This is a genomic window from Methylorubrum populi, from assembly GCF_002355515.1.
Taxonomy (GTDB): Bacteria; Pseudomonadota; Alphaproteobacteria; order Rhizobiales; family Beijerinckiaceae; genus Methylobacterium; species Methylobacterium populi_A.
In genome coordinates, this window is sequence record NZ_AP014809.1 from 4925188 (window position 1) to 4946671 (window position 21484).

The following is a 21484-nucleotide window of genomic DNA, read 5'->3' on the forward strand; positions in this document are numbered from 1 at the left end:
CTCCGCGGGAGGACGCCGTCACCGCCGCCCGAACAGCCGCTCGATATCGGCGAGACCGAGCGTCACGAAGGTCGGGCGGCCGTGATTGCACGAGCCGGAGAGCGGCGTCGCCTCCATCTCGCGCAGGAGCGCGTTCATCTCCTCGGGCTTGAGGCGGCGCCCGGCGCGGATCGAGCCGTGGCAGCTCATCCGCGAGAGGATCGCGTCGAGGCGGCGGCTCACCGGGTCGGGATCGCCCGCGCCGGCGGGCCCGCCCTCCTCGACGCCGCTCGCTTCCAGCGCGTCGAGCACGTCGAGCACGAGACCCTTCACCGAGCCGCCCGCGAGCGCCGACGGCACGGACCGCACCAGCACCGCGCCGGGGCCGAACGCCTCCAGGCTCAGGCCCAGCCGCTCCAGCTCGGGCGCGGCCTCGACGAGGCGGTCGGCCTCCTCGGGCGCCATCTCGACCACGTCGGGGATGAGCAGGCCCTGGGCGAGCACACCGCCGCCGGCCCGCTCGCGCTTCAGCCGCTCGTAGACGAGGCGCTCGTGGGCGGCGTGCTGATCGACCAGCACGATCCCGTCGCGGGTCTGGGCGACGATGTAGGTCTCGTGGATCTGCGCCCGGGCGGCACCGAGCGGATGGGACTCGGGATGCGCCTCGGCTTCCGGCGCCGTCTCCGGCTCGGGCCGCAGGTCGGCGCCGGGTGGGGCGAGATCGGCGGAGAACAAGGCCTGCGGTGTCTCGGCGAAGCCGGAACGCTCCGCTTGATAAGCCGGGCGCTGCGGCGGGCGGTAGCCCGCCGGCGCGGCCACCGAGGGGCCGGAGAACAGGCGGCTCGCTGGACGCGGCATGAGCGGGCTCGCGGCGGTGACGCCCGAATGCACGGCGAAGCCGCCGGCGGATACCATCGGCGGCGCGTCGCCGCCGCCGGCCCGAAGCGCCTCGAGGGCGGCCTGGGTGCCGGTGCTGGAGGAGCGCGCGCCCGCCCGGCGCAGGGCCTCGTGGATCGCGCTGACGATCAGGGCGCGGACCAGCCCCGGCTCGCGGAAGCGCAATTCGGTCTTGGCCGGATGCACGTTCACGTCGACGAGGGCGGGATCGCAGGTGAGCATCAGCGCCAGCACGGGGTGGCGGTCGGAGCTCATCGTGTCGGCATAGGCCCCGCGCACGGCCCCGAGCAGCAGCCGGTCGCGCACCGGGCGCCCGTTGACGACGAAGTGTATGTGGTTTGCCGCCCCGCGGTGGAAGGTCGGCAGGCCGACATGGCCCTGAAGCGCGAAGCCCTCGCGGGCCATGTCGACGGGCACGGAGTTGCCCGGAAAGTCCGGCCCCAGCACCGCGCCGAGGCGGCGCAGCAGGGCCGCCGGGCCGGGCTCGCTCTCGGCGGGGAACACGGTCGGGCTGCCGCTCTCGGTGCGCAGGGTGAAGCGGATCTGCGGCTGCGCCACCGCGAGCCGGCGCAGGATCTCGGAGACCGCCGCCGTCTCGGCCCGGTCGGATTTGAGGAATTTCAGCCGGGCCGGAGTCGCGGCGAAGAGTTCGGTCACCTCGATCCGGGTGCCCCGCGTCGCGGGCGCCGGCCGCACCGGGCCCTTGGTGCCGGAATCGATCGTCAGGCTCACTCCCTCCCCGTCGGCGGTGCGCGAGGTCAGGGTGAGGCGCGACACCGCGCCGATCGAGGGCAGCGCCTCGCCGCGGAAACCGAGCGAGCCGATCCGGGTGAGGTCGCCGTCGGGGAGCTTCGAGGTGGCGTGGCGCTCGACCGCGAGCGCCAGATCCTCCGCCCCCATGCCGATCCCATCGTCGACGACGCGGATCAGGCGCCGACCGCCGCCCTCGATCGCCACCTCGATGCTGCGCGCGCCGGCATCGATGGCGTTCTCCACGAGCTCCTTCACGGCGGAGGCCGGCCGCTCGACTACCTCGCCGGCGGCGATGCGGTCGACCAGGATCGGGTCGAGGCGGCGGACGGCGGTGCGCGGCGGATTGCGGACGTCGGGAGCGGCGGACATGACCCGCAAAATATAGGGGGTCCGAGGGCCGCCCGATAGGCACCTCCAAAGCCGGCGCCGACGAGCAAAATAAACTCAAAAGAAATTTATCAATTTGAGGTTTCTTAAAATCGCGTCTCAATCCAGTATCATCGCGCAACCTGAGCGCGAATCGCTCGCTGAAGTGTGATCGGAGCCGAACACAGTCGCAGGTCTCCGCAGTTCGATTGCTCACTTAATCAAATATTTTGGTCACCATTTGCTTTGCCGCGAAGTCGCGTGGTGAAAATACAAATTATCGTCGCGACAGCTGAATTTTCCTTCGTTCAGCACAATCGATTTGCATCGCGAAACAAGGCCAATCGACCAGTTTCACGGAGGATGGATCATGCCGCCGCCCATTAAGAAAATCAGCCGCGCGCTCAACATTTGGGCTGCGTCCTTGCTGTTTCTATGTAGTTTTACGCAAATATCGACCGCGGAATCTTTGACGGTCGCTCTCTATCCCTACGTCCCTCGCATCGAACAGTTCAAAACCGCGATCACGGAAGCCTGGGCCGAGGTACAGCCGAAGGTCCCGCTGACGTTCCTGCCGACGCGGGACTGGGATGGCGGATACACGAACAACCCGCCGGACGGCGCGGACGTCTTTGTCTTCGACGCCATGTACCTCGCCCTGTTCAAGTCGCAGAACAATCTGGTTCCGTTCAGTCGGGCTGAGGTCGATAACATCGATGATTTTTTGAGCTATGCAATCCAGGGAGCGTCTTCAGATAACGACATCCTCGCGATACCGCTGCTTGGCTGCGCCAATATTCTTTTCTATCAGAAAAATGATGCGCAGCTGGCGCAGGCGGCGACGCTCACAGCCGTGACGAATACGCTCAATCAGTGCACGTTCACCAGCATCAAGCCACCGGATCGGCGCGGTATCATGATCGACATGGCCGGCGGTACGACGAACGCCGCGCTCTATGCCGATATCGATCATGCGATCACCGGTATCTATCCCCTGCCGCAGCCCCCATCGGGGGACCTCGATGAAAAGGCGATTGCGACGATGAAGCTGCTGTTCGCGACGTCGTCTTACTACAACGCGACAGCCGACACCGTCGATGCCTATGCGCGGAGCGCCTGGTTTTCGCAAGGTTTCGGGCGATCCGTGGTTGGTTTCACGGAGTCGATGAGCGAGATGAGTCCGCAGACGCTCGAAAATACGGCGTTCAAAGTCATGCCGCTGTCCGACAATTCGTCCAACCGTCCGCTCTTCTACTCGGACATGATCGGAGTGAACACGGCGACGAGCACACGCGGGACGACGGCACTGGCCAAGCAACTCGCCAACGTGATGGCGTCCAGTGCCACGGTCGTCGCAAGCTTCGCCGGTACGGATGCCGGTGTACCGCCGCAATACCTGATGCCGGCACGGCCGAGCGTGTTCAACGCACTGGCGCCGAAATATCCGATCTACGCGGAGATGTTCAAACTGACGCAGACCAATCCGATCCTGTTCGCCCTCAATGCCGACGCCAGAAACTGGGTGAATTCGGTCAAGGACACCATCAAGAGGGACTACAGGCTGAATTATCAGTGCGGATGCGACTATTCGGCCGGTCAGGTGATCGCGAACAACAGCGCTGCGCCGGCAATCTGCAACCCGATCTGCAGTCAGCACGCCGGCTGGAACGGGAACTGGACCAATGCGTCCTATACCGGCGAGCTGTCGGTCTGCCAGTGTAACGCCTGCCCCCTGCAGACGGCGACCTCCGTGTCGCAGCAATCGGCCTCGCCGATGTCCCGACGCCCGGCCCGGCCCTCCAAGCCTTGAGCATCGGGTCGGCCTGACCCCTTGCCTACCGCCGGCCCGACGGTGTTTCCGTCGAGCCGGCGGTCTCTCATGGCCTCATCCCCGCGGCAGCATCCGGTCGCTGATGATGCGGCGCTGGATCTCGCTGGTGCCCTCGAAGATCGTGGTGAGCCGCGCATCGCGCCAGTAGCGCTCGATCCGCCGCTCGGTGGTGTAGCCGTTGCCGCCGTGGAGCTGCATCGCCTGGTTCGTCACCCGCACCGCCATCTCGGTGGCGAGCAGCTTCACGCCGGCCGATTCGCTCTCGGCGGGCAGGCCCTCGTCGAGGAGGTGGGCCACCTGCTGCCAGTAGGCGCGGGCCTGGGCCACCTCGGCCGCCATGTCGGCCAGCGCGAAGCGCAGGGCCTGGAACTGGCCGATCGGTTGGCCGAACTGCTCGCGCTCCTGAAGGTAGGCTGTGCAATCCTCCACCGCGGCGCGGGCCACGCCGACGGCGCGGGCCGCGGTGTGGACCCGGGCGATGTTGAGGCCGCGCTGGACCGAGGCGAAGCCGCCGGAATCCGCATCCGCCCCCTCGTCGCCGTAGAGGCCGGTGAGCCGGTCGCGCTCGGGCACCCGCACCCCGTCGAGGGTCAGCTCGAAGGTGAGGAAGCCGTGGTAGCCGATCTTGTCGATCACCGTGCCGGTCATGCCCTTCGGGAAGGTGCCGGGCTCCTTGACGACGAGGAAGGGCTCCAGCCCGGCCGAGCGCGGCTCGCCGGGCTCGGGGTCGCGTACCCGGGCCAGGACCTCGATAAAGTCGGCGCCTTTCGCGAAGCCGGCCCAGCGCTTGGTGCCGGTGAGCACCCATTCGTCGCCCTCGCGCACCGCCCGCGTCTGCACGCCGGCCAGATCCGAGCCGGCTTTGGGTTCGGACAGCGCGATCGATCCGATCCACTGCCCCTTGGCGGATTTGGCGAGCAGCGCCCGGCGGCTCTCGTCGTCGAGGGTCTGGGTGCCGAGCCCCTGGCCGCGGGCCAGGATCGAGCCGGTGGAGAGCCACGCCCGGGCGAGTTCCTCCGAGATCAGGCAGTACTCGAACACGCCGAGCCCCATCCCGCCATACTCGGCGGGGATGGTGATGCCGAACCAGCCCTTCGCCGCCATCTGGTCGATGAGCGCGCGGGGCATCTCGCCTTTCTGCGGGTCGAGTTCGTCGGCGATCGGCAGGATCACGTCGCGGGCGAAATCCCGCGCCTCCTGCTGCAGGGCGACGCGCTTCTCCGTGCGCCAGGGCGAGAGCAGCTCGGGCGGGCGCGGCGCCTTGAAGCCCGGCTTGGCGACATCCGGCTCGGCCATGGTTCCTCCGCTCGTTGTTGTCGTTGTTCGTCCGAGCCGAACGCTCAAGCTGGCAAAACGTTCGCGGACGCGCCGGGAATGGACGGCGCGGGACAGTCGCGGGGCGGTCGCGGGGCGGGCGCTCTTGCACTGAGGCGCGCCCGCCCCCAGAACGCCGCTCATGCTGCGCGTCAACGATCTCACCTACCGCATCGGCGAGCGGGTCATCCTCGATTCGGCGACCTTCGCGATTCCCGACCGGGCCCGCGTCGGGCTGGTGGGCCGCAACGGGGCGGGCAAGACCACCCTGTTCCGGGCGATTCTCGGCGAGTTGCCGACCGACGCCGGGGCGGTCTCGGTGCCGAAGGGCATGCGCATCGGCGCGGTGGCGCAGGAAGCGCCCGCCGGCCCCGAGACCCTGCACGAGGTGGTGCTCGCCGCCGACCTCGAACGCGCCCGGCTGATGCGCGAGGCGGAAGAGGCCGACGGCCTGCGCCGGGCCGAGATCGAGACGCGGCTCGTCGATATCGGCGCGCATTCGGCACCGGCCCGCGCCGCGGCGATCCTGCACGGCCTGGGCTTCGATGCGGAGGCGCAAGGGAGGCCCTGCTCGGATTTCTCCGGCGGCTGGCGGATGCGGGTGGCGCTCGCGGCGATCCTGTTCTCCGAGCCCGACCTGCTGCTCCTCGACGAGCCGACCAACTACCTCGATATCGAGGGCACGCTCTGGCTCTACGACTACCTCGAAAAGTATCCGCGCACGGCGATCATCATCAGCCACGACCGGGAACTGCTCGACACATCCGTCGATCACATCCTGCATCTCGACCGCGGCAAGCTGACGATCTACCGCGGCGGCTTCACCAGCTTCTCGCGCCAGCTCTCCGAGAAGCGGGTGCTCCAGGCTAAGGCGAAGGCCAAGCAGGATGCCGAGCGGGCGCATCTCCAGAGCTTCATCGACCGTTTCAAGGCCAAGGCGACCAAGGCGCGTCAGGCCCAGTCGCGGATGAAGCGGCTCGCCAAGATGGAGCCGATCGCCGCGCTCCTCGAGGACGAGGCGCCGGTGATCCACCTGCCGAGCCCGGAAAAGCCGCTCTCGCCGCCGATCGTCGCCATGGAGCGGGTGCAGGCCGGCTACGGCGAGCGGGTCGTGCTCTCGGGGCTCAACCTCTCGCTCGCCCCCGACGACCGGGTGGCGCTTCTGGGCGCCAACGGCAACGGCAAGTCGACCTTCTGCAAGCTGATCGGCGGCCGGCTTCCGCCGCTCGCGGGCGAATTGAAGCGCTCCTCCAAGATGGAGGTCGCCTATTTCGCGCAGCACCAGCTCGACGAGCTGCGCCCGTCCGAGAGCGCGGTGGCCCACGTGCGCGACCGGATGCCCGACGCGCCGGAGGCGCGTGTGCGCTCGGCCGCCGCCCGCCTCGGCTTTCCGGCGTCAAAGGCCGACACGCCGGTGGAGAAGCTTTCGGGCGGCGAGAAGGCGCGGCTGCTGATGGGGCTCGCCGCCTTCGACGGGCCGCACCTCCTGATCCTCGACGAGCCGACCAACCACCTCGACATCGAGAGCCGGCAGGCTCTGGTGGAGGCCATCAACGATTACGAGGGGGCGGTGATCCTCGTCAGCCACGACCGCTTCCTGATCGAGGCCTGCGCCGACCGGCTCTGGATCGTCGGCGACGGCTCGGTGAAGCCGTTCGACGGCGACATGGACGATTATCGCCGCCTCGTTCTCGCCGGTCCGGAACGGGTGGACACGTCCGGCGAGGGCACCGGCGGCCAGAAGGCGGAGGCGCGCCGCTCGGCGGTGGAGCGGCGCGCGGCGCTGGCGCCGCTGAAGAAGAGGCTCGAGACGATCGAGGCGCGGATGGCCAAGCTCTCGGGGGCGATCGAGAAGATCGACGCGGCACTGGCCGACGGCACCGCCTTCCTCAAGGATGCGGCCAAGGCCGGCGACCTCGCCCGCATGCGTGCCGAGGCCGCCGAGGCTTTGGCCAAGGCCGAGGAGGAGTGGCTGGAGGTGAGCGGGGAGATCGAGGCGGCCTGAGGGTCCCGCCGCGAACCTGTCCGAAGCACGCCGGAACGGTCGATGCCACGGCGGCGGGCTGCCGGGAGAACCGTCGCTCAAACGGGCTCCCGCGAAAGGCGCCCGCCCCCCGGCGCGGCATCGACGGACGGGTCCGTGCCCGACCGGCTGAGTAGAGCCGCGACCAGCGCCGCCCCCGCCGTGAGCCCCAGCCAGAGCCCGGACGAGTTCGCTTTGGTCGCATCGAACAGCGCCGGAAGCTGCACGAGGTAGAGCGGACCGAGCAGCGTCCCGAGCCCGCCCGCGAGGACGAACAATCCGGCCGCGGCGGCATTGCGCTCGGGCGGCGCGGCCCGCAGCAGGGCGAGGACGTTGCCGACGACGAACAGGCCGCGGCCGATTCCGAAGGCGAGGAGGCCAAGGGCCAGGATCGGCCATGCGCGCGCCGTCTCGCCGCCCTCCGGGGGCACCACGGCGAGGGCGGCGAGGCCGGCCGCCGCGAGCCCCATCCCGATCCGGGGGAGACGCGGCGCGCCGGACCGGCCGGCGGTGAAGCCCGCCCCGGCGCTGAGGGCCGCAAGCCCCAGGAAGACGATGCCGACGCTGTCCTGCAACAGGCCGTCGAGCGCGTTGAGAGGGGGCATGAGCGCCGTGTCCGCCGCGGTGAGGGCGCCGTTGCCCACGAGCGCCGCGGCGAGCGGCCAAGCGAATCCCGGTCGCGGGAGAAGGTCGAGCGGCAGCAGCGGCGCCGGCCGCCGCCATTGCTGCCAGATCCACAGCCCCAACCCCATCAGGCCGAGATTGAGCACGAGCAGCGCCATCACGGGCCGGATCGCCGCGAGCACGGCCGCGGCCAGGAGCAGCCCAAAGCAAAGCACCGAGAGGACGGCGCCGAGCCCGTCGAAGCGCGGCCGCGGGGCGTCGTCCTTCGGCAGGGCAAGGAGACCGAGGAACAGGCTCGGCCCCGCCAGGAGAAGGGTGGGGACGAGGATGCCGAGGCTTCCGAACCGCGGCAGCGCGAACCCAGCCGACATCTGAAGCACCAGCAGCGCCAGCAGGGCGGCCACCTCCCCCAGTCCGAGGCCGAGCCCGAGACGCGCCTCGCCGAAGAGGCGGCGCAGCAGGCTCCATCCCGCGCAGACGAGAAGCGCCGTGGCGATGCCTTGAGCCAGGCGCAGACCGAGCAGCGGCACGAGGTCGAGCGGCAGCGCCGCGGTGGGGACGAGCCCCGTGAGGGCGAGGAGCGCGGCGAGGAAGCCGTGCCGCGGTCCGAGGCGCGCGGCCAGCGCCGCCATCGGCAGTGCGCCCAGGATCAGCCCGTGGGTGTGCGCCGACTGGATCACCGCGGCCGTGGAGACCGGGTACGCCCCCTGCTGCATCACCCACGGCATCAGGAACGCCATCCCCGTGGTCGGCAGCACCGTCACTCCGAAACCCGTCAGGACGGCGATGATGGCGAGGACGCGGCGCTCCGGCATCTGGTTCCTTCCCCCCTTCGTTCGCCTGCAAGCTTAACGGGAAGCCGCCGCGGCGTGAACCGTGGGTGGCAGGCTATCGGAGCAACGCCGGCCCCCGCCCCGCGTTGTCCGCTGCGAGGCCGGAACGGAGGAACCATGCGCGGCACGAGCCATCCCGTGACACGAAAGAGCGGCAAGGCCCTCGCTCTGCTGCCGCTCGCGGCGGCCGGCGCCTGGATCGCCTGGAGCCATCTTGGGCTGAACCGGGCCGGCCCCCTGCCTCCGGCCCTGCCGGGGCGGCGCACCACCCTGCGCACGCGCTCCGGCCGGGTGAACCTCTACGCCGCTGACGCGCAGGGCGGCCGGCCCCTGCTGCTGATCCATTCGATCAACGCCGCCGCCAACGCCTACGAGGTGAAGCCGCTCTACGAGCATTACCGGGGCAGACGGCCGGTCTACGCGCTCGAATTGCCGGGCTTCGGCTTCTCCGAGCGGGCGGACCGGATCTACACGCCCCGCCTGATGACCGACGCGATCCTCGACGCGGCGGCCGAGATCGCCGGCCGTCACGGCGGCGCGGCGCTCGACGCCATCGCGCTCTCACTGCCCTGCGCCTATCTCGCCCGCGCCGCCCTGGAGCGGCCGGACCTGTTCTCGACGCTCGGCCTCATCAGCCCGACCGGCTTCGACGCCCGCCTCTCCGGCCGCGGACCGAAGGACGCCAACCGCGGCAAGCCGCTGGCCCGTGGGCTCGCCGCCTTCCCGCTCTGGGGCCGCCCGCTCTTCGACGCCCTGGTGAGCCGCCCGAGCATGCGCTTCTTCCTGGAAAAGACCTGGGGCAGCCGCGACATCGACGAGGGCCTGTTCGCCTATGACCAGCTCTCGGCCCGCCAGCCGGGGGCCGAGCACGCGCCGTTCTCGTTCCTCTCCGGCTACCTGTTCCCCGACGACACGATGCGGGTCTACGAGGCTTTGCGCCTGCCCGTCTTCATGGTCCACGGGGCGCGCGGCGATTTCGTCGATTACCGCCATGTCGGCGCGGTGGCGGGGCGCCCGAACTGGACGATCTTGCGGCTGCCCACCGGCGCCTTTCCGCATTTCGAGGACCGGGCGGCGGTGACAGGCGCCTACGACGCCTTCCTCGCCGCCCATCCCGAGGCGCGGGATCATACCAAATCCGTTTGATCCCTTCGGGATGGTGGATTTGGACGTCGCTCAGGCGCCGCGCGGGCTTGCTGATACGGTCTTCGCTTTGATCAAGCGAAACCGTATCAGCCGACCGATTCGATCCGGTAGCGCAGCCAGACCGTGCCATCGTCGAACGGCTCGCAGGCGGTACGGGTGAGGCGGCGGCGCGAACCCATGGACGCGTCCTCGCCGCCCTCGAAGTCGAACAGGGCCGGCGTGCCGATCACGCCGTCGACGGCCGGCGCCAGCAGCAGGCTGAGTTCGTCCACGAGCCCGGCCTTCAGCATCGAGCCGTTGATGCGCCCGCCGCCCTCCACCAACAGCCGCTCGATGCCGAACAGGCGCTTGAGCTTGGCCAGCGCCAGGGCGAAATCGACCTCGTGCGCGCCGGCGATGATGTAGGACTGGCCGCCGGCCTTCAGGCGGCGCAGACGGTCGTCCGAGGCCTGTCCCGTGGTGAGCACGATGACGTGATCGCCCTCGATGTCGTTGCGCGCGCCCCAATCCATCGCGCCGCGGGCATCGAGCGCCACCGCGTAGCCGGGCGCGTCGGTGCGGGCGACGTGGTCTTCGCGCGACACCGGCTCGTCCGAGGGCGCGGAGGCCAGCGGCTTGGCGCTGTCGGCATAGCCCTGCATGGTGATGCGTCCGCACATCCAGGCATCGCCCCCGAGGCGCTTATGGACCTCCTCGTAGTGCGAATCCGCGTCGATGGTGGTCCAGCGCCGGACCTTGATGCGCCCATCGACCGAGGTGGTCATGTGGCACAGGACGTAGGGGCGCTCCGCGGTGTCGGCCATGGCGGCGGGTTTCCTGCTGTTCGGGATCGGAGGCCGCAACTAGACCGCCTTCGGCCGCCGGCCAGGGGCAGGGCGCGCCGCCTTTCTTGCGTAGGGCGCCGCGGATAGGCTGCGCGCCGGACACGAGGAGACCGAGCATGGCGACCTACACCGCGGATCTCCGCTGGACGCTCGCCGCCGGCGAGGACTTTGCCGCCGGGCGCTACAGCCGCGGCCACACCCTGCGCTTCGACGGCGGGGTGGAACTCGCGGGCTCGGCCTCGCCGCACGTCGTCGGAAAGTGGGCGGTGGCGTCGGCGGTCGATCCCGAGGAGATGCTGGTGGCGGCCCTCTCCTCCTGCCACATGCTGAGCTTCCTCCACGTCGCGCGGCTCGCCGGCTTCGTCGCGCAGGCCTACCGCGACCATGCCGAGGGCAGCATGGCAGACATCGCCCCCGGCCGGCAGGCGGTGACGCGGGTGGTGCTGCACCCGCGCATCGAGTGGGCCGGCGCGGCGCCCGATGCGGAGCGGCTCGCCGCCCTCCACACGCAAGCGCACGAAACCTGCTTCATCGCCAATTCCGTGCGCACGGAGGTGACGGTCGCCTGAGGGCGGCGCTTGCCCGCGCTTCGAGCCGCGCTTGGCGAAACCGCCTCCGCCGGTGCATGTCCTCGGGACGACCTGCCCCTTCGAGGACATCCGGATGACCGACCTGACGCTCGCCGCCGCCCAGACCCTCGTGGCGACCGCCCTGAAGACCGCGCGCGAACGCAACCTGAAGCCGCTGGCGGTGGTGGTCTACGACGCCCGCGGCGCTCTCAAATGCCTCGCGGCCGAGGACGGCACCTCCCTGCGCCGGGCCGAGATCGCCCGCGGCAAGGCCAACGGCGCGCTGGCGCTCGGCCTCGGCTCGCGGGCGATTGCCAAGCGCGCCGAGGAGCAGCCGCATTTCGTGGCCGCCGTGAGCCACCTCGTCGGCCCGGACGCGCTGGTGCCGGTGCCCGGCGGCGTGCTGATCCGCGATGCCGGCGGCCGTCTGCTCGGCGCGGTTGGCGTTTCCGGCGATACCTCCGACAACGACGAGATCTGCGCGCTCGCCGGCATCGAGGCGGCGGGCTTGAAGGGAGATACGGGGGCGTGAGCGCCTGACGGCCGTGGTCGGCGACGCGCACCGCCTGACTCCTCTCCCCGATCAAAGTCGGGCTCGCCCGACTTTGGCGACGGCTGATCTGATCCCGGACAAGCCCGGGATCAGGCGGGGAGAGGCCCGCAGGCTCCTTGTCGTGCCTGCGGGAAGCGCAGGCGAAGCTGGAGCAAGGGTGAGGGGGTATGTCCGGATGAGACTCCTCCGTAGCCGCCCCCTCACCTTCGGCTGCCGCCTCGCTGCGCTCCCCGACAAGGGGGAGACGCGGCCCTCTCCCCGCAAGCGGGGCGAGGGGAATGAAGCGGCACCCCGCAGGCGGTCCGTTCCATGACCCTCCCCCGCCGCACCGTCCTTCGCAGCGGCGCGGCGCTCGCCGCCGGGCTCGCCCTCCCCGCGCCCGCGCGGGCGGCCGCCCCCGTCTATCGCCGCGGCAACGACGCCGATCCGGAAACGCTCGATCCGCACAAGACCTCGACGGTGGCCGAGGCGCACATCCTGCGCGACCTGTTCGAGGGACTGCTGACCTACGACAACCGCGGCACCATCATCCCCGGCATGGCCGAGGGCTGGACCGTCTCCGACGACCGCCTCACCTACCGCTTCCATCTCCGCCCCGACGGGCGCTGGTCGAACGGCGATGCGGTGAGCGCCGACGACTTCCTGTTCTCGCTGCGCCGCATCCTCGATCCGAAGACGGCGGCGAAATACGCCGAGGTGCTGTTCCCGATCCGCGGGGCGGCGGCCGTCAATGCGGGCGAGCAGCCGCCGGAGACCCTGGCGGTGGCGGCTCCCGATGCCCGGACGCTGGAGATCGGGCTGTCCGAGCCGGTGCCCTACCTCCTCGAACTCCTCACCCACCAGACCTCGCTGCCGGTCCACCGCCCCTCGCTGGAGCGCTGGGGCGACGCCTTCGCGCGGCCCGGCAACCTCGTCTCGAACGGCCCCTACGCCCTGGTCGATTGGGTGCCGAACGACCGCATCACCCTGACGAAGAACCCGCATTACCGCGACGCCGCCGCGATCCCGATCGAGCGGGTCGACGTCATCCCGACCCCCGACCTCGCCGCGGCGGTGCGGCGCTACGCGGGCGGTGAGATCGATTCGCTGTCCGACCTGCCCGCCGACCAGATCGCCTCGCTGAAACAGCGCTTCGGCACCCAGGTGCAGCTCGGGCCGGGGCTCGGCCTGCTCGCCATCGCCTTCAACCTGCGAAAAAAACCCTTCGACGATGTCCGGGTCCGCCGCGCCCTCTCGCTCGCCATCGACCGGGAATTCCTGGCCGAGATCGTGTGGGGGCAGACCATGGCCCCGGCCTATTCCTTCTGCCCGCCGGGCCTCGACAACGCTTTGCCGCCCCCGCTCCTGCCGGGGCGCGAGGACGGGCCGATCGACCGCGAGGAGGAGGCTTTGCGGCTGCTGGCGCAGGCCGGCTACGGGCCGGGCAATCCCCTGAGAATCGAGTACCGCTTCAACGTCACCGACAACAATCGCAACACGGCGATCGCGCTGGCCGATGCCTGGCGCGGCATCGGCGTCGAGACCCGCTTCGTCTCCACCGACGCCAAGACCCACTTCGCCTATCTGCGCGACGGCGGCCCCTTCGACCTCGCCCGGATGTCCTGGGTCGCCGACTATTCCGATCCGCAGAATTTTCTGTTTCTGCTGCGCACCGGCAATGACGGGTTCAATGCTGGGCGCTGGTCGAACCCGGCCTTCGACGGGCTGCTGACGCGGGCGGCGCAGGAGCGCGACGTGCAGGCCCGCGCGCGGATGCTGTTCGACGCGGAAACCATTGTGCTCGACGAGCTGCCCTGGCTGCCGCTGCTGCATTACCGGTCGAAGGCGCTGGTCTCGCCGCGGCTGCACGGGATGCACCCGAACATCCGCAACGTCGCCCCCACCCGCTATCTCTGGCTCGATCCGTGATCGCCCTCATCCTGCGCCGGATCGCCCAGAGCCTGCCGACCCTGTTCCTCGTGGTGGCGGGCAGCTTCTTCCTGATCCGGCTGGCGCCGGGCGGCCCGTTCGATCTGGAGCGGCCGCTGCCGCCGGCGGCGATGGAGAACCTGCGCCGGGTCTACGGCCTCGATCAGCCGCTGATCGTGCAGTTCGGGCGCTACCTCCTGAGCCTGCTGCGGGGCGATCTCGGCCCCTCCTTCACGTTTCGCGACCTCACCGTCACCGACCTGTTCGCCCGCGGCCTGCCGGTCTCGCTGACGCTCGGCAGCCTCGCGCTCGCGCTCGCGCTGGCCCTCGGCTTGGCGGTCGGGAGCCTCGCCGCGTTCGACCGCGGCGGAACCGCCGACCGGCTGGTGGGGCTCGCCGCCTCCCTCGGGCTCGCGGTGCCGAACTTCGTCACCGCGCCCCTGTTCCAGATCGTGTTCGGCCTCGGGCTCGCCTGGCTCCCCGTCGGCGGCTGGGCCGACGGGAATCCGAGAAACCTCGTCCTGCCGGTCCTCACGCTCGCCCTGCCCCATGCGGCGGGCATCGCCCGCCTCACCCGCGCCTCGCTGGCTGAGGTGCTGATCCAGCCGCATATCCGAACCCAGCGCGCCATGGGGCTGTCGCGGGCCCGTATCGCCCGGCACGCGCTGCGCGGGGCGCTGCTCCCCGTCGTCGCGACGTTGGGGCCGCTGGCGGCGGCGCTGATGACCGGCTCCGTGGTGGTCGAGACCATCTTCGGCCTGCCCGGGATCGGGCGCTACTTCGTCGAGGGGGCGCTCAACCGCGACTACACCCTGGTGATGGGCACGGTGGTGCTGGTGGCCGTGCTGGTGATCGTCTTCAACCTGATCGCCGACCTGATCGCCGCCGCCCTCGATCCGCGCCTGAGGCTCTCGGCATGAGCGCGGCGCTGGCTCACCTCGCCCGCCGCCTCGCCCGCGACCGGCCGGCGCTCGCGGCCCTGGCGAGCCTCGTGCTGATCGTGCTGGCCTGCCTGATCGGCCCGTTCCTCACCGGCCACCCGCCGGAGCGGATCTATCCGGATTTCGTGCGGATCCCCCCGAGCCTCGCCGCCCATCCGCAGCCCGACGCGCTGCGCCCGGCGCTTCAACGCCTCGCCTTCCGGATGCGGGTCTCGCTGGAGGATGTGGCGCAGGAGGGCGACCGGGTTCGCCTGACCCTGACGGCGCCAAAACCCATCGACGCGCGCGCCCTGCGCCTGCTGTCCCGCTCCGGCCTGTTCGGCGCGGCGACCGTGCTGGAGCGGTCGGCGGATGGCCGCCGGCTCGTGGCCGAGGCGCCGGTCCGAAGGCTGTATTTCCTCCTCGGCACCGATGCGCTGGGGCGCGACCTTCTCACCCGCTGCCTCGCGGCGGGGCGGGTCTCCCTGCTGATCGGGCTCACCGCGGCGCTCGCCGCGCTCCTCATCGGCGTCGCCTACGGCGCGGTCTCCGGCATGGCCGGGGGCGCGGTCGATGCGCTGATGATGCGCCTCCTCGACATCCTCTACGCCCTGCCCTTCGTGTTCTTCGTCATCATGCTGCTGGTGTTCTTCCGCGCCGGGCTGTGGCTGGTGCTGGTGGCGGTGGCGGCGGTCGAGTGGCTCGACATGGCCCGCATCGTCCGCACCCAGACGCTCTCCCTGAAAAGCCGCGACTTCGTCCGTGCCGCCTATGCCCTGGGGCTCTCGACGGAGTCGGTCATCGCCCGCCACATCGTGCCCAACACGCTCGGGCCGATCATCGCGGCGGCGACCCTGCTGGTGCCGCGGGTGATCCTGCTGGAGAGCTTCCTGTCCTTCCTCGGCCTCGGCGTGCAGGAGCCGGCAACCTCCTGGGGCGTGCTGATCGCGGAAGGGTCGCGGGCGCTCGAATCCGCGCCCTGGATGCTCGCGGCACCGGCAGGTTTCCTCGTCGTCACCCTGATGGCCTTGAACCGGCTCGGCGACGGCCTCGGCGAGGCGCTCGATCCGCGATATCAGCGGGACTCAGGTCCGCGGGACTCGGCCGGCAGGTAGCCCTGATAGACGATGCGCACCGTGCGCCGCTCGCCGGGCAGGTCCGAGACCGGGATCGCCCGCGACCCGCGCAGGGCGGGCACGGCCGGGCCGGCTTCGGCGATTGCTGAACCGGGAGGCGCGATCGGCGCGGTCGGTGCTTTGGGCCGCAGCGCCCAGCGCTCGGCGCCGCCGGCACTCGCCAGCGTCGAGAGTGCGAGCACGGCGCCCATGGAAGCCAGTCCGGCGGCGATCGGGGGAAGCAGGGTTCTGACGGAAAGATGCGCGAAAAAAGTCATGGCGGGTGGCCCGGCGAATGGGGCCATTCCGCAACCTGAAGCGTTTCCGAACGCCGCCGCCTGCTCTCACCGGGCCGGTTTTGCGAACAATTTTACCGAGTCAGGGTAAACGGAGGGGCAATGACGAGCCGAGCGGAAGGTCAGGCCGGGGCGGCTGCCCCCGAGCGCGTGGCGGCCGGCACCGTCATCGACACCGACATCTCCGCCCGGCTCGACCGCCTGCCCTTCGGCCGCTTCCACACCCTCGTCATCGTCGCGCTCGGCATCACCTGGGTGCTCGACGGGCTCGAAGTGACGCTGGCCGGCGCCCTGGTCGGGGCCCTGCGCAAGGCGCCGATGTCCTTCACCGAGTTCGACGTCGGCCTTGCCGCGAGTTCCTACCTCGTCGGCGCGGTGACGGGGGCGGTCGGCTTCGGCTGGCTCACCGACCGGATCGGGCGCAAGAAGCTGTTCTTCATCACGCTGGCCCTCTACCTCGTGGCCACCGCGGCCACGGGCCTGTCGTGGAATATCTGGAGCTTCTGCCTGTTCCGCTTCCTCACGGGGGCGGGCATCGGCGGCGAGTACACCGCGATCAACTCGACCATCCAGGAGCTGATCCCGGCCCGCGTGCGCGGCTGGACCGATCTCGTCATCAACGGCTCGTTCTGGATCGGCGCGGCTTTGGGCTCCTTCCTCTCGATCGCGCTGCTGCGCCCGGAATGGATCGACCCGGCCTGGGGCTGGCGCATCGCCTTCTTCGTCGGCGGCGGCATCGGCCTCGTGATCCTGCTCCTGCGCACCTGGATCCCCGAGAGCCCGCGCTGGCTCGTCACCCACGGCTACGCCGCGGAGGCCGACCGGGTGGTGACGGGCATCGAGAAGCGCTTCACCGACGAGGGCATCACCCTGCCCCCGCCGGACGAGAAGCGGCGCCTCAAGCTCAAGGTCCGCAGCCATACGCCGCTCGCGGAAGTGGCGCAGGCGATGTTCGTCACCAGCCGCCGCCAGACCATGGTCGGGCTGGCACTGATGATCGCCCAGGCCTTCTTCTACAACGCCCTGTTCTTCACCTACGCCCTGGTGCTGGAGCGCTTCTACGACGTGCCCGGCGGCGATGTCGGCTGGTACCTGCTGCCCTTCGCACTCGGCTCCTTCCTCGGCCCGCTGCTCCTGGGCCGCCTGTTCGACACGGTGGGCCGGCGCCCGATGATCGGAGCCACCTACGGCATCTCGGCAGTGCTGCTCGCCGTCGTCGGCCTCGTCTTCCGCGCCGACCTGCTCGGCCCCGTGGGCCAGACCGCGGCGTGGATGGGCGTGTTCTTCTTCGCCTCGGCGGCCGCGAGCTCCGCCTACCTCACCGTGGCCGAGACCTTCCCGCTCGAGATCCGGGCGCTGGCGATCGCCGCCTTCTACGCCATCGGCACCGGCATCGGCGGCGTCTCCGGCCCGCTCCTGTTCGGCACCCTGGTCGAGACCGGCTCGCGCGACCTCGTGCTGGTCGGCTACCTCATCGGCGCGGCGCTGATGGCGGTGGCGGCCGTGGTCGGCGCGGTCTGGGGCACGGCGGCCGAGGGCAAGTCGCTGGAGGACGTGTCGAAGCCGCTGGCCTCGGCGTGAGCCATGACGCTACGGCGTCTCGTCGGCCGCGAAAACATCGTCGATGTCCCGCCGGGAATGAAGGATGTTCACGATCTCGAACCGATCGCCGAGATAGCGGAAGAAGATGATGTAACCCCGGTACGGGCTGCTGCGAATGTCGGGCTGCAGGTCCGGCCGGGCTCGGCCCAAGGTGCCGGGAAGACCTGCGAGGCGGTGGCACTGCGCCCGCAATTGGCGAACGAAGCTCTGCCCCGTCGCAAGGCTTCCGCTGGCGCGGGTCACATCCTCGAGAATCTGCAGGAGGTCGGCTCTGGCGGCGGCCAGGAAGACGGGTCGTCTCACGCTCGGACAGTCGAGATCAGAAGCCCTCGGCTTCGAGCTGCGCGCTCCGAGCCGCGAGCGCGGCATCGATCTCGCTCTCGCTGACCTCTCCTCCCGCTGCAAGGGACGCAGCAAGCGTTTCCCGAAGAGCGCCGAGGCGCGCTTCCCGTTCCTCGACCAGCCGCAGCCCCTCGCGCACGACGTCACCCGCGGACGCATAACGCCCCTCGCGCACGACCTGCTCGATGAATCCTTCCCAGCGATCACCCACGGAAACGTTCATACCGCTCTCCTCAGCCTGTCGAGGATAGCAGAAAACGCGCGGATTGGATCAGCCGCTCATGGTTGAGGCCGTCGACGGCTCTCCGGATCGATCCTTCCGCCGCAGCCAGATCGCCGAGGCCACCGCCAGGGCGTCGAGCGGGAGCGTCACGGCGCCCTGGCGCTTGCCCCACAGGTCGAGGCCGCCGAAGCCGACGCGGCGGATCTCCAGCCACGCGCCGAACGGGAACACCGTCTCGGCTCCCTCACCGGGGCCGAAGCATTCCTCGAAGGCCAGGGGATCGACCATGATCGCGTCGTACTTGGCAAGGTGATCGACGATCGCGACCTTGGAGCGGAACGGGCCGCGGTCGCGGCGGAACGAGGCGAAGCAGGGCTCGAACTCCGTGAGCGTCACCCGCAGCTTGCCGCCGATGCGCAGGTAGGGCGGGTTCGGGCCCTCGGTGCCGAAATTCTCCGGGCCCCAGCCCGCTTCGCGCATCAGGGACTCGGCGAGCGTCACCGGCTCGCCGGGATGATCGGTGCCCACCGGCCGATCGAGCGCAGCCGTGGCGTCATCGGACAGGGCGGGACCGGTCATGCCGCCCTCTGCCAGGCCGCCGGGATTCGAGCCGCCCGGGGGAGAGCCGCTCTCGGTCACGCCACCGTGGATCATGCCACGTCCTCGCGCTGCCGCCGCTCCGCGGGAGCGGCCGGCTGGCATTATTTCTCATTTGGCGTGGGTGGGCGAGCAGTTTCTTTCCTTCAGCCGGCCGTCGCCCGCGAGCGGCGGTTCTCGGCCCGGCCTCGGCCCAATCAATCCTCGTCGTCGTCCTCGTCGATGCGGCTCATACCCTTGAGCTTGGCGAAGACCGCGTCGGCGTTGAGATCCTCCTCGTCGCGCTCCTCCTCCCGCTCCTCGGCGGCCGGGGCGGTCGAGATCTCGGTCGGCAGGAGCTTGGCGCCGCCGTCGGTCGGCAGCACGGCGGGGCGGTCCTTGGCGGCGCGCTGGACCTCGAAGTCGAGGTCGATCTGCGAGCACAGGCCGAGCGTGACCGGGTCCATCGGCTGGAGCGAGGCGGAATTCCAGTGGGTGCGCTCGCGGATCTGCTGGATCGTCGCCTTGGTGGTGCCGACGAGGCGGATGATCTGCGCGTCCTTCAACTCGGGATGGTTGCGGATCAGCCAGAGGATCGCGTTCGGTCGGTCCTGGCGGCGCGACAGGGGCGTGTAGCGCGGGCCCTTGGTGGTGCGCTTGACCTCGGGCAGCTTCACCTTCGAGACCGCGACCTTGAGCCGGTAGTGCGGCGATTTCTGCGCCTTCTCGATCTCGTCGCGGGTGAGCTGGCCGGTGGTGATCGGGTCGAGGCCCTTGATGCCGGCGGCGACCTCGCCGTCGGCGATGCCCTTCACCTCGAGCGGGTGCAGCTTGCAGAAGTCGGCGATCTGCTCGAAGGCGAGCGAGGTGTTCTCGACGAGCCACACGGCGGTCGCCTTGGGCATCAGCGGACCTTGGGACATCGGACAAAGCTCCAGGCAGTTTTTCGTGGTTCGCGGCGGGGAAAGGCGCGGGAACCCGGAAAGGCTCTCCCGCGGCCTCCGGCCCGGTCAGGTCCGAAGGATCCCATGTCGCGATGAATGAGGGGATCGCCTCTTATACAGGCGGGACCGGCCGATGCGCAATTGCATTGACCGTCAGCATCCTTCCACGCTGCGCCCCTCCAGGGCGGGGCGCAGCGGCCCGACTTCGGCGGCGACATGGTCCATGAAGGCGCGCACCCGTGCCGCGTGGCGCAGGTCCGGATGGGTCAGGAGCCAGAGCGTGCCGGCCAGCTCCGGCTCCGGCCCCGAGAGGCGGCGCAGGGAGGCGAGCCGGTCGCCGCGATAGCAGGGCAGCGGGCCGATGCCGACGCCCTCGCAGATCGCCTCGCACAGGCCCTGCACGGTGTTGAGGCGCAGGGCCACCCGTTCCGGCCCGGCACGGGCAGCGACGAAGCGGGCGAACAGGCCGCCGGCCACCGCCTCGCTCGGGCTGACCCAGTCGGCCTCGGCGCCGTCCGCCCTCCCTTGCGCCGGGCCGTAGACCGCCCAGGCGATGGTGGCGAGCCGGCGCCCGACGAGGTTGGACGGCGGGTCGCGGGTGGCGCGCAAGGCCACGTCGGCGTCGCGGCGGGACAGGTTCAGCGCCTCCTCGGAGGTGACGAGTTCGAGCTGGACCTGTCGGTAGCGCGCCCGGAAGCGGCCGAGCATCGGCATCAGGAGGTCGGTCACCAGGGTCGCGGCGGCGGTGACGCGCAGCAGCCCCGAGGGGGTCTGCGCCCGGTCGGCGACCTCCCGGTCGAAGCGGGCCACCTCCTCCTCCATCCGGGCGGCGGCGGCGGCCATCGCCTCGCCCGCCGGCGTCGCCACGTAGCCGGAGCGGTGGCGCTCGAACAGGCGCGCGCCGAGTTCGGCCTCGACCGCGGCGAGGCGGCGGAAGGCGGTGGAGGGATTGATGCCGAGATGCGCCGCGGCCGGTGCCAGCGCCCCCCGCTCGGCGATGGCCCGCACGAGGCGGAACTCGTCCCAGGCCACCGGCACTCCGCCCTCCTCCTTGCAGACTTGCAAGGATGGTCTTGCACGACGGGGCATTTCTGCAAAGAGGGCGAACCGCCATACTCGCCGCGCATTCGACGCTCGGGCCAGCGCGAGCGCATCGTTCTCCGATCGGAAGCGGAACCCGCTTTCGGACGATGCGCCGGGCCCGCGAACAGGAGAGACGACGATGGCGAAGGTTCTGGTGCTCTACTACTCGTCCTGGGGCCATGTGGAGCAGATGGCCAAGGCGGTGGCCGAGGGCGCCCGCGAGGCCGGGGCCGAGGTCGCGGTCAAGCGCGTGCCGGAGCTGGTGCCGGAAGAGGTCGCCCGGCAGTTCCACTACAAGCTCGACCAGGAGGCGCCGGTCGCCACCGTCGAGGAGCTGGCCGATTACGACGCGATCATCTTCGGCACGCCGACCCGCTACGGCAACATGGCCTCGCAGATGAAGCAGTTCATCGACCAGACCGGCGGGCTCTGGGCCAAGGGCGCGCTCGTCGGCAAGGTCGGCTCGGCCTTCACCTCGACCGCCTCGCAGCACGGCGGCCAGGAGACCACGCTGACGAGCTTCCACACCGTGATGTTCCACCACGGCATGGTGGTGGTGGGCCTGCCCTACAGCTTCAGTGGTCAGAACGGCGTCGAGCAGGTGAAGGGCAACTCCCCCTACGGCGCCACCACGATCGCCGACGGCGACGGCTCGCGCCAGCCCTCCCAGGTCGAACTCGACGGCGCCCGCTACCAGGGCCGCCACGTGGCCGGGATCGCGGCCAAGCTCGCGGGCTGAGGCGAATTTTTCCCCCCTCTCCCC

At 70.4% G+C, this 21484-nt stretch carries 20 protein-coding genes; 10 read left to right on the forward strand and 10 right to left on the reverse strand.

Annotated elements, in window-relative coordinates; genetic code table 11:
- Positions 1-18 precede the first annotated feature (18 nt).
- Complete coding sequence (mutL, locus tag MPPM_RS22770) at positions 19-1998, reverse strand: DNA mismatch repair endonuclease MutL (protein ID WP_096487001.1); 1980 nt, start codon at positions 1996-1998, stop codon at positions 19-21.
- Positions 1999-2365: 367 nt separating this feature from the next.
- On the opposite strand from mutL, the gene bcmE reads away from it, so the two are divergent.
- Positions 2366-3805: a thiamine pyridinylase gene (gene bcmE, locus MPPM_RS22775; RefSeq protein ID WP_096487002.1), complete on the forward strand. Its 1440-nt coding sequence runs from the start codon at positions 2366-2368 to the stop codon at positions 3803-3805.
- Positions 3806-3880: 75 nt separating this feature from the next.
- Here bcmE and MPPM_RS22780 read toward each other — a convergent pair whose 3' ends face one another.
- Positions 3881-5122: an acyl-CoA dehydrogenase family protein gene (locus MPPM_RS22780; RefSeq protein WP_096487003.1), complete on the reverse strand. Its 1242-nt coding sequence runs from the start codon at positions 5120-5122 to the stop codon at positions 3881-3883.
- A gap of 160 nt (positions 5123-5282) precedes the next feature.
- Between MPPM_RS22780 and MPPM_RS22785 the strand changes: the two genes are divergently transcribed.
- The gene (locus MPPM_RS22785) at positions 5283-7145 is read left to right on the forward strand and encodes an ABC-F family ATP-binding cassette domain-containing protein (protein ID WP_096487004.1); all 1863 of its coding nucleotides are present in this window, start codon (positions 5283-5285) and stop codon (positions 7143-7145) included.
- 77 nt (positions 7146-7222) lie between these two features.
- Here the strand turns inward: MPPM_RS22785 and MPPM_RS22790 are convergent, their stop codons facing one another.
- On the reverse strand, positions 7223-8602 hold the full coding sequence (locus MPPM_RS22790) for an MFS transporter (RefSeq protein ID WP_096487005.1): 1380 nt from the start codon (positions 8600-8602) through the stop codon (positions 7223-7225).
- 135 nt (positions 8603-8737) lie between these two features.
- Between MPPM_RS22790 and MPPM_RS22795 the strand changes: the two genes are divergently transcribed.
- Positions 8738-9766, forward strand: a complete 1029-nt coding sequence (locus MPPM_RS22795) for an alpha/beta hydrolase (protein WP_096487006.1) — start codon at positions 8738-8740, stop codon at positions 9764-9766.
- A gap of 86 nt (positions 9767-9852) precedes the next feature.
- On the opposite strand, the gene MPPM_RS22800 is transcribed toward MPPM_RS22795, so the two are convergent.
- A complete protein-coding gene (locus tag MPPM_RS22800) occupies positions 9853-10569 on the reverse strand; it encodes a dihydrofolate reductase family protein (protein ID WP_096487007.1) in 717 nt (238 codons plus the stop codon).
- A gap of 137 nt (positions 10570-10706) precedes the next feature.
- On the opposite strand from MPPM_RS22800, the gene MPPM_RS22805 reads away from it, so the two are divergent.
- The 5 genes from MPPM_RS22805 to MPPM_RS22825 all read left to right on the forward strand — a co-directional run bounded on the left by MPPM_RS22805 (position 10707) and on the right by MPPM_RS22825 (position 15655).
- A complete protein-coding gene (locus tag MPPM_RS22805) occupies positions 10707-11159 on the forward strand; it encodes an OsmC family protein (RefSeq protein WP_096487008.1) in 453 nt (150 codons plus the stop codon).
- A 94-nt stretch (positions 11160-11253) separates the two neighbouring features.
- Entirely contained in the window at positions 11254-11691 is a 438-nt protein-coding gene (locus tag MPPM_RS22810; RefSeq protein WP_096487988.1) for a GlcG/HbpS family heme-binding protein, read from the forward strand.
- A 330-nt stretch (positions 11692-12021) separates the two neighbouring features.
- Entirely contained in the window at positions 12022-13620 is a 1599-nt protein-coding gene (locus MPPM_RS22815; protein ID WP_096487009.1) for a peptide ABC transporter substrate-binding protein, read from the forward strand.
- Complete coding sequence (locus tag MPPM_RS22820) at positions 13617-14540, forward strand: ABC transporter permease (protein ID WP_096487010.1); 924 nt, start codon at positions 13617-13619, stop codon at positions 14538-14540. The genes MPPM_RS22815 and MPPM_RS22820 overlap by 4 nt, the downstream gene beginning before the upstream one ends.
- Positions 14537-15655 (forward strand): ABC transporter permease, encoded by a 1119-nt coding sequence (locus tag MPPM_RS22825; protein WP_096487011.1) that lies wholly within the window; start codon positions 14537-14539, stop codon positions 15653-15655. The genes MPPM_RS22820 and MPPM_RS22825 overlap by 4 nt, the downstream gene beginning before the upstream one ends.
- Here the strand turns inward: MPPM_RS22825 and MPPM_RS22830 are convergent.
- Positions 15616-15867, reverse strand: coding sequence for a hypothetical protein (locus tag MPPM_RS22830; RefSeq protein ID WP_244573385.1), 252 nt, complete (start codon positions 15865-15867; stop codon positions 15616-15618). The two genes, MPPM_RS22825 and MPPM_RS22830, sit on opposite strands and share 40 nt — an antisense overlap.
- A 186-nt stretch (positions 15868-16053) precedes the next feature.
- Between MPPM_RS22830 and MPPM_RS22835 the strand changes: the two genes are divergently transcribed.
- On the forward strand, positions 16054-17532 hold the full coding sequence (locus tag MPPM_RS22835; protein WP_096487013.1) for an MFS transporter: 1479 nt from the start codon (positions 16054-16056) through the stop codon (positions 17530-17532).
- A gap of 9 nt (positions 17533-17541) precedes the next feature.
- On the opposite strand, the gene MPPM_RS22840 is transcribed toward MPPM_RS22835, so the two are convergent.
- The 5 genes from MPPM_RS22840 to MPPM_RS22860 all read right to left on the reverse strand — a co-directional run bounded on the left by MPPM_RS22840 (position 17542) and on the right by MPPM_RS22860 (position 20727).
- Positions 17542-17856, reverse strand: a complete 315-nt coding sequence (locus MPPM_RS22840; protein WP_096487014.1) for a type II toxin-antitoxin system RelE/ParE family toxin — start codon at positions 17854-17856, stop codon at positions 17542-17544.
- A gap of 16 nt (positions 17857-17872) precedes the next feature.
- Positions 17873-18118 (reverse strand): type II toxin-antitoxin system ParD family antitoxin, encoded by a 246-nt coding sequence (locus MPPM_RS22845; RefSeq protein ID WP_017483840.1) that lies wholly within the window; start codon positions 18116-18118, stop codon positions 17873-17875.
- 48 nt (positions 18119-18166) lie between these two features.
- Positions 18167-18772 (reverse strand): hypothetical protein, encoded by a 606-nt coding sequence (locus MPPM_RS22850; protein WP_096487015.1) that lies wholly within the window; start codon positions 18770-18772, stop codon positions 18167-18169.
- Positions 18773-18912: 140 nt separating this feature from the next.
- On the reverse strand, positions 18913-19617 hold the full coding sequence (locus MPPM_RS22855) for a DUF1013 domain-containing protein (RefSeq protein WP_096487016.1): 705 nt from the start codon (positions 19615-19617) through the stop codon (positions 18913-18915).
- Between the two features lie 174 nt (positions 19618-19791).
- On the reverse strand, positions 19792-20727 hold the full coding sequence (locus tag MPPM_RS22860) for a LysR family transcriptional regulator (RefSeq protein WP_173807943.1): 936 nt from the start codon (positions 20725-20727) through the stop codon (positions 19792-19794).
- Positions 20728-20860: 133 nt separating this feature from the next.
- On the opposite strand from MPPM_RS22860, the gene wrbA reads away from it, so the two are divergent.
- The gene (gene wrbA / locus MPPM_RS22865) at positions 20861-21460 is read left to right on the forward strand and encodes an NAD(P)H:quinone oxidoreductase (RefSeq protein WP_096487017.1); all 600 of its coding nucleotides are present in this window, start codon (positions 20861-20863) and stop codon (positions 21458-21460) included.
- Positions 21461-21484 lie beyond the last annotated feature (24 nt).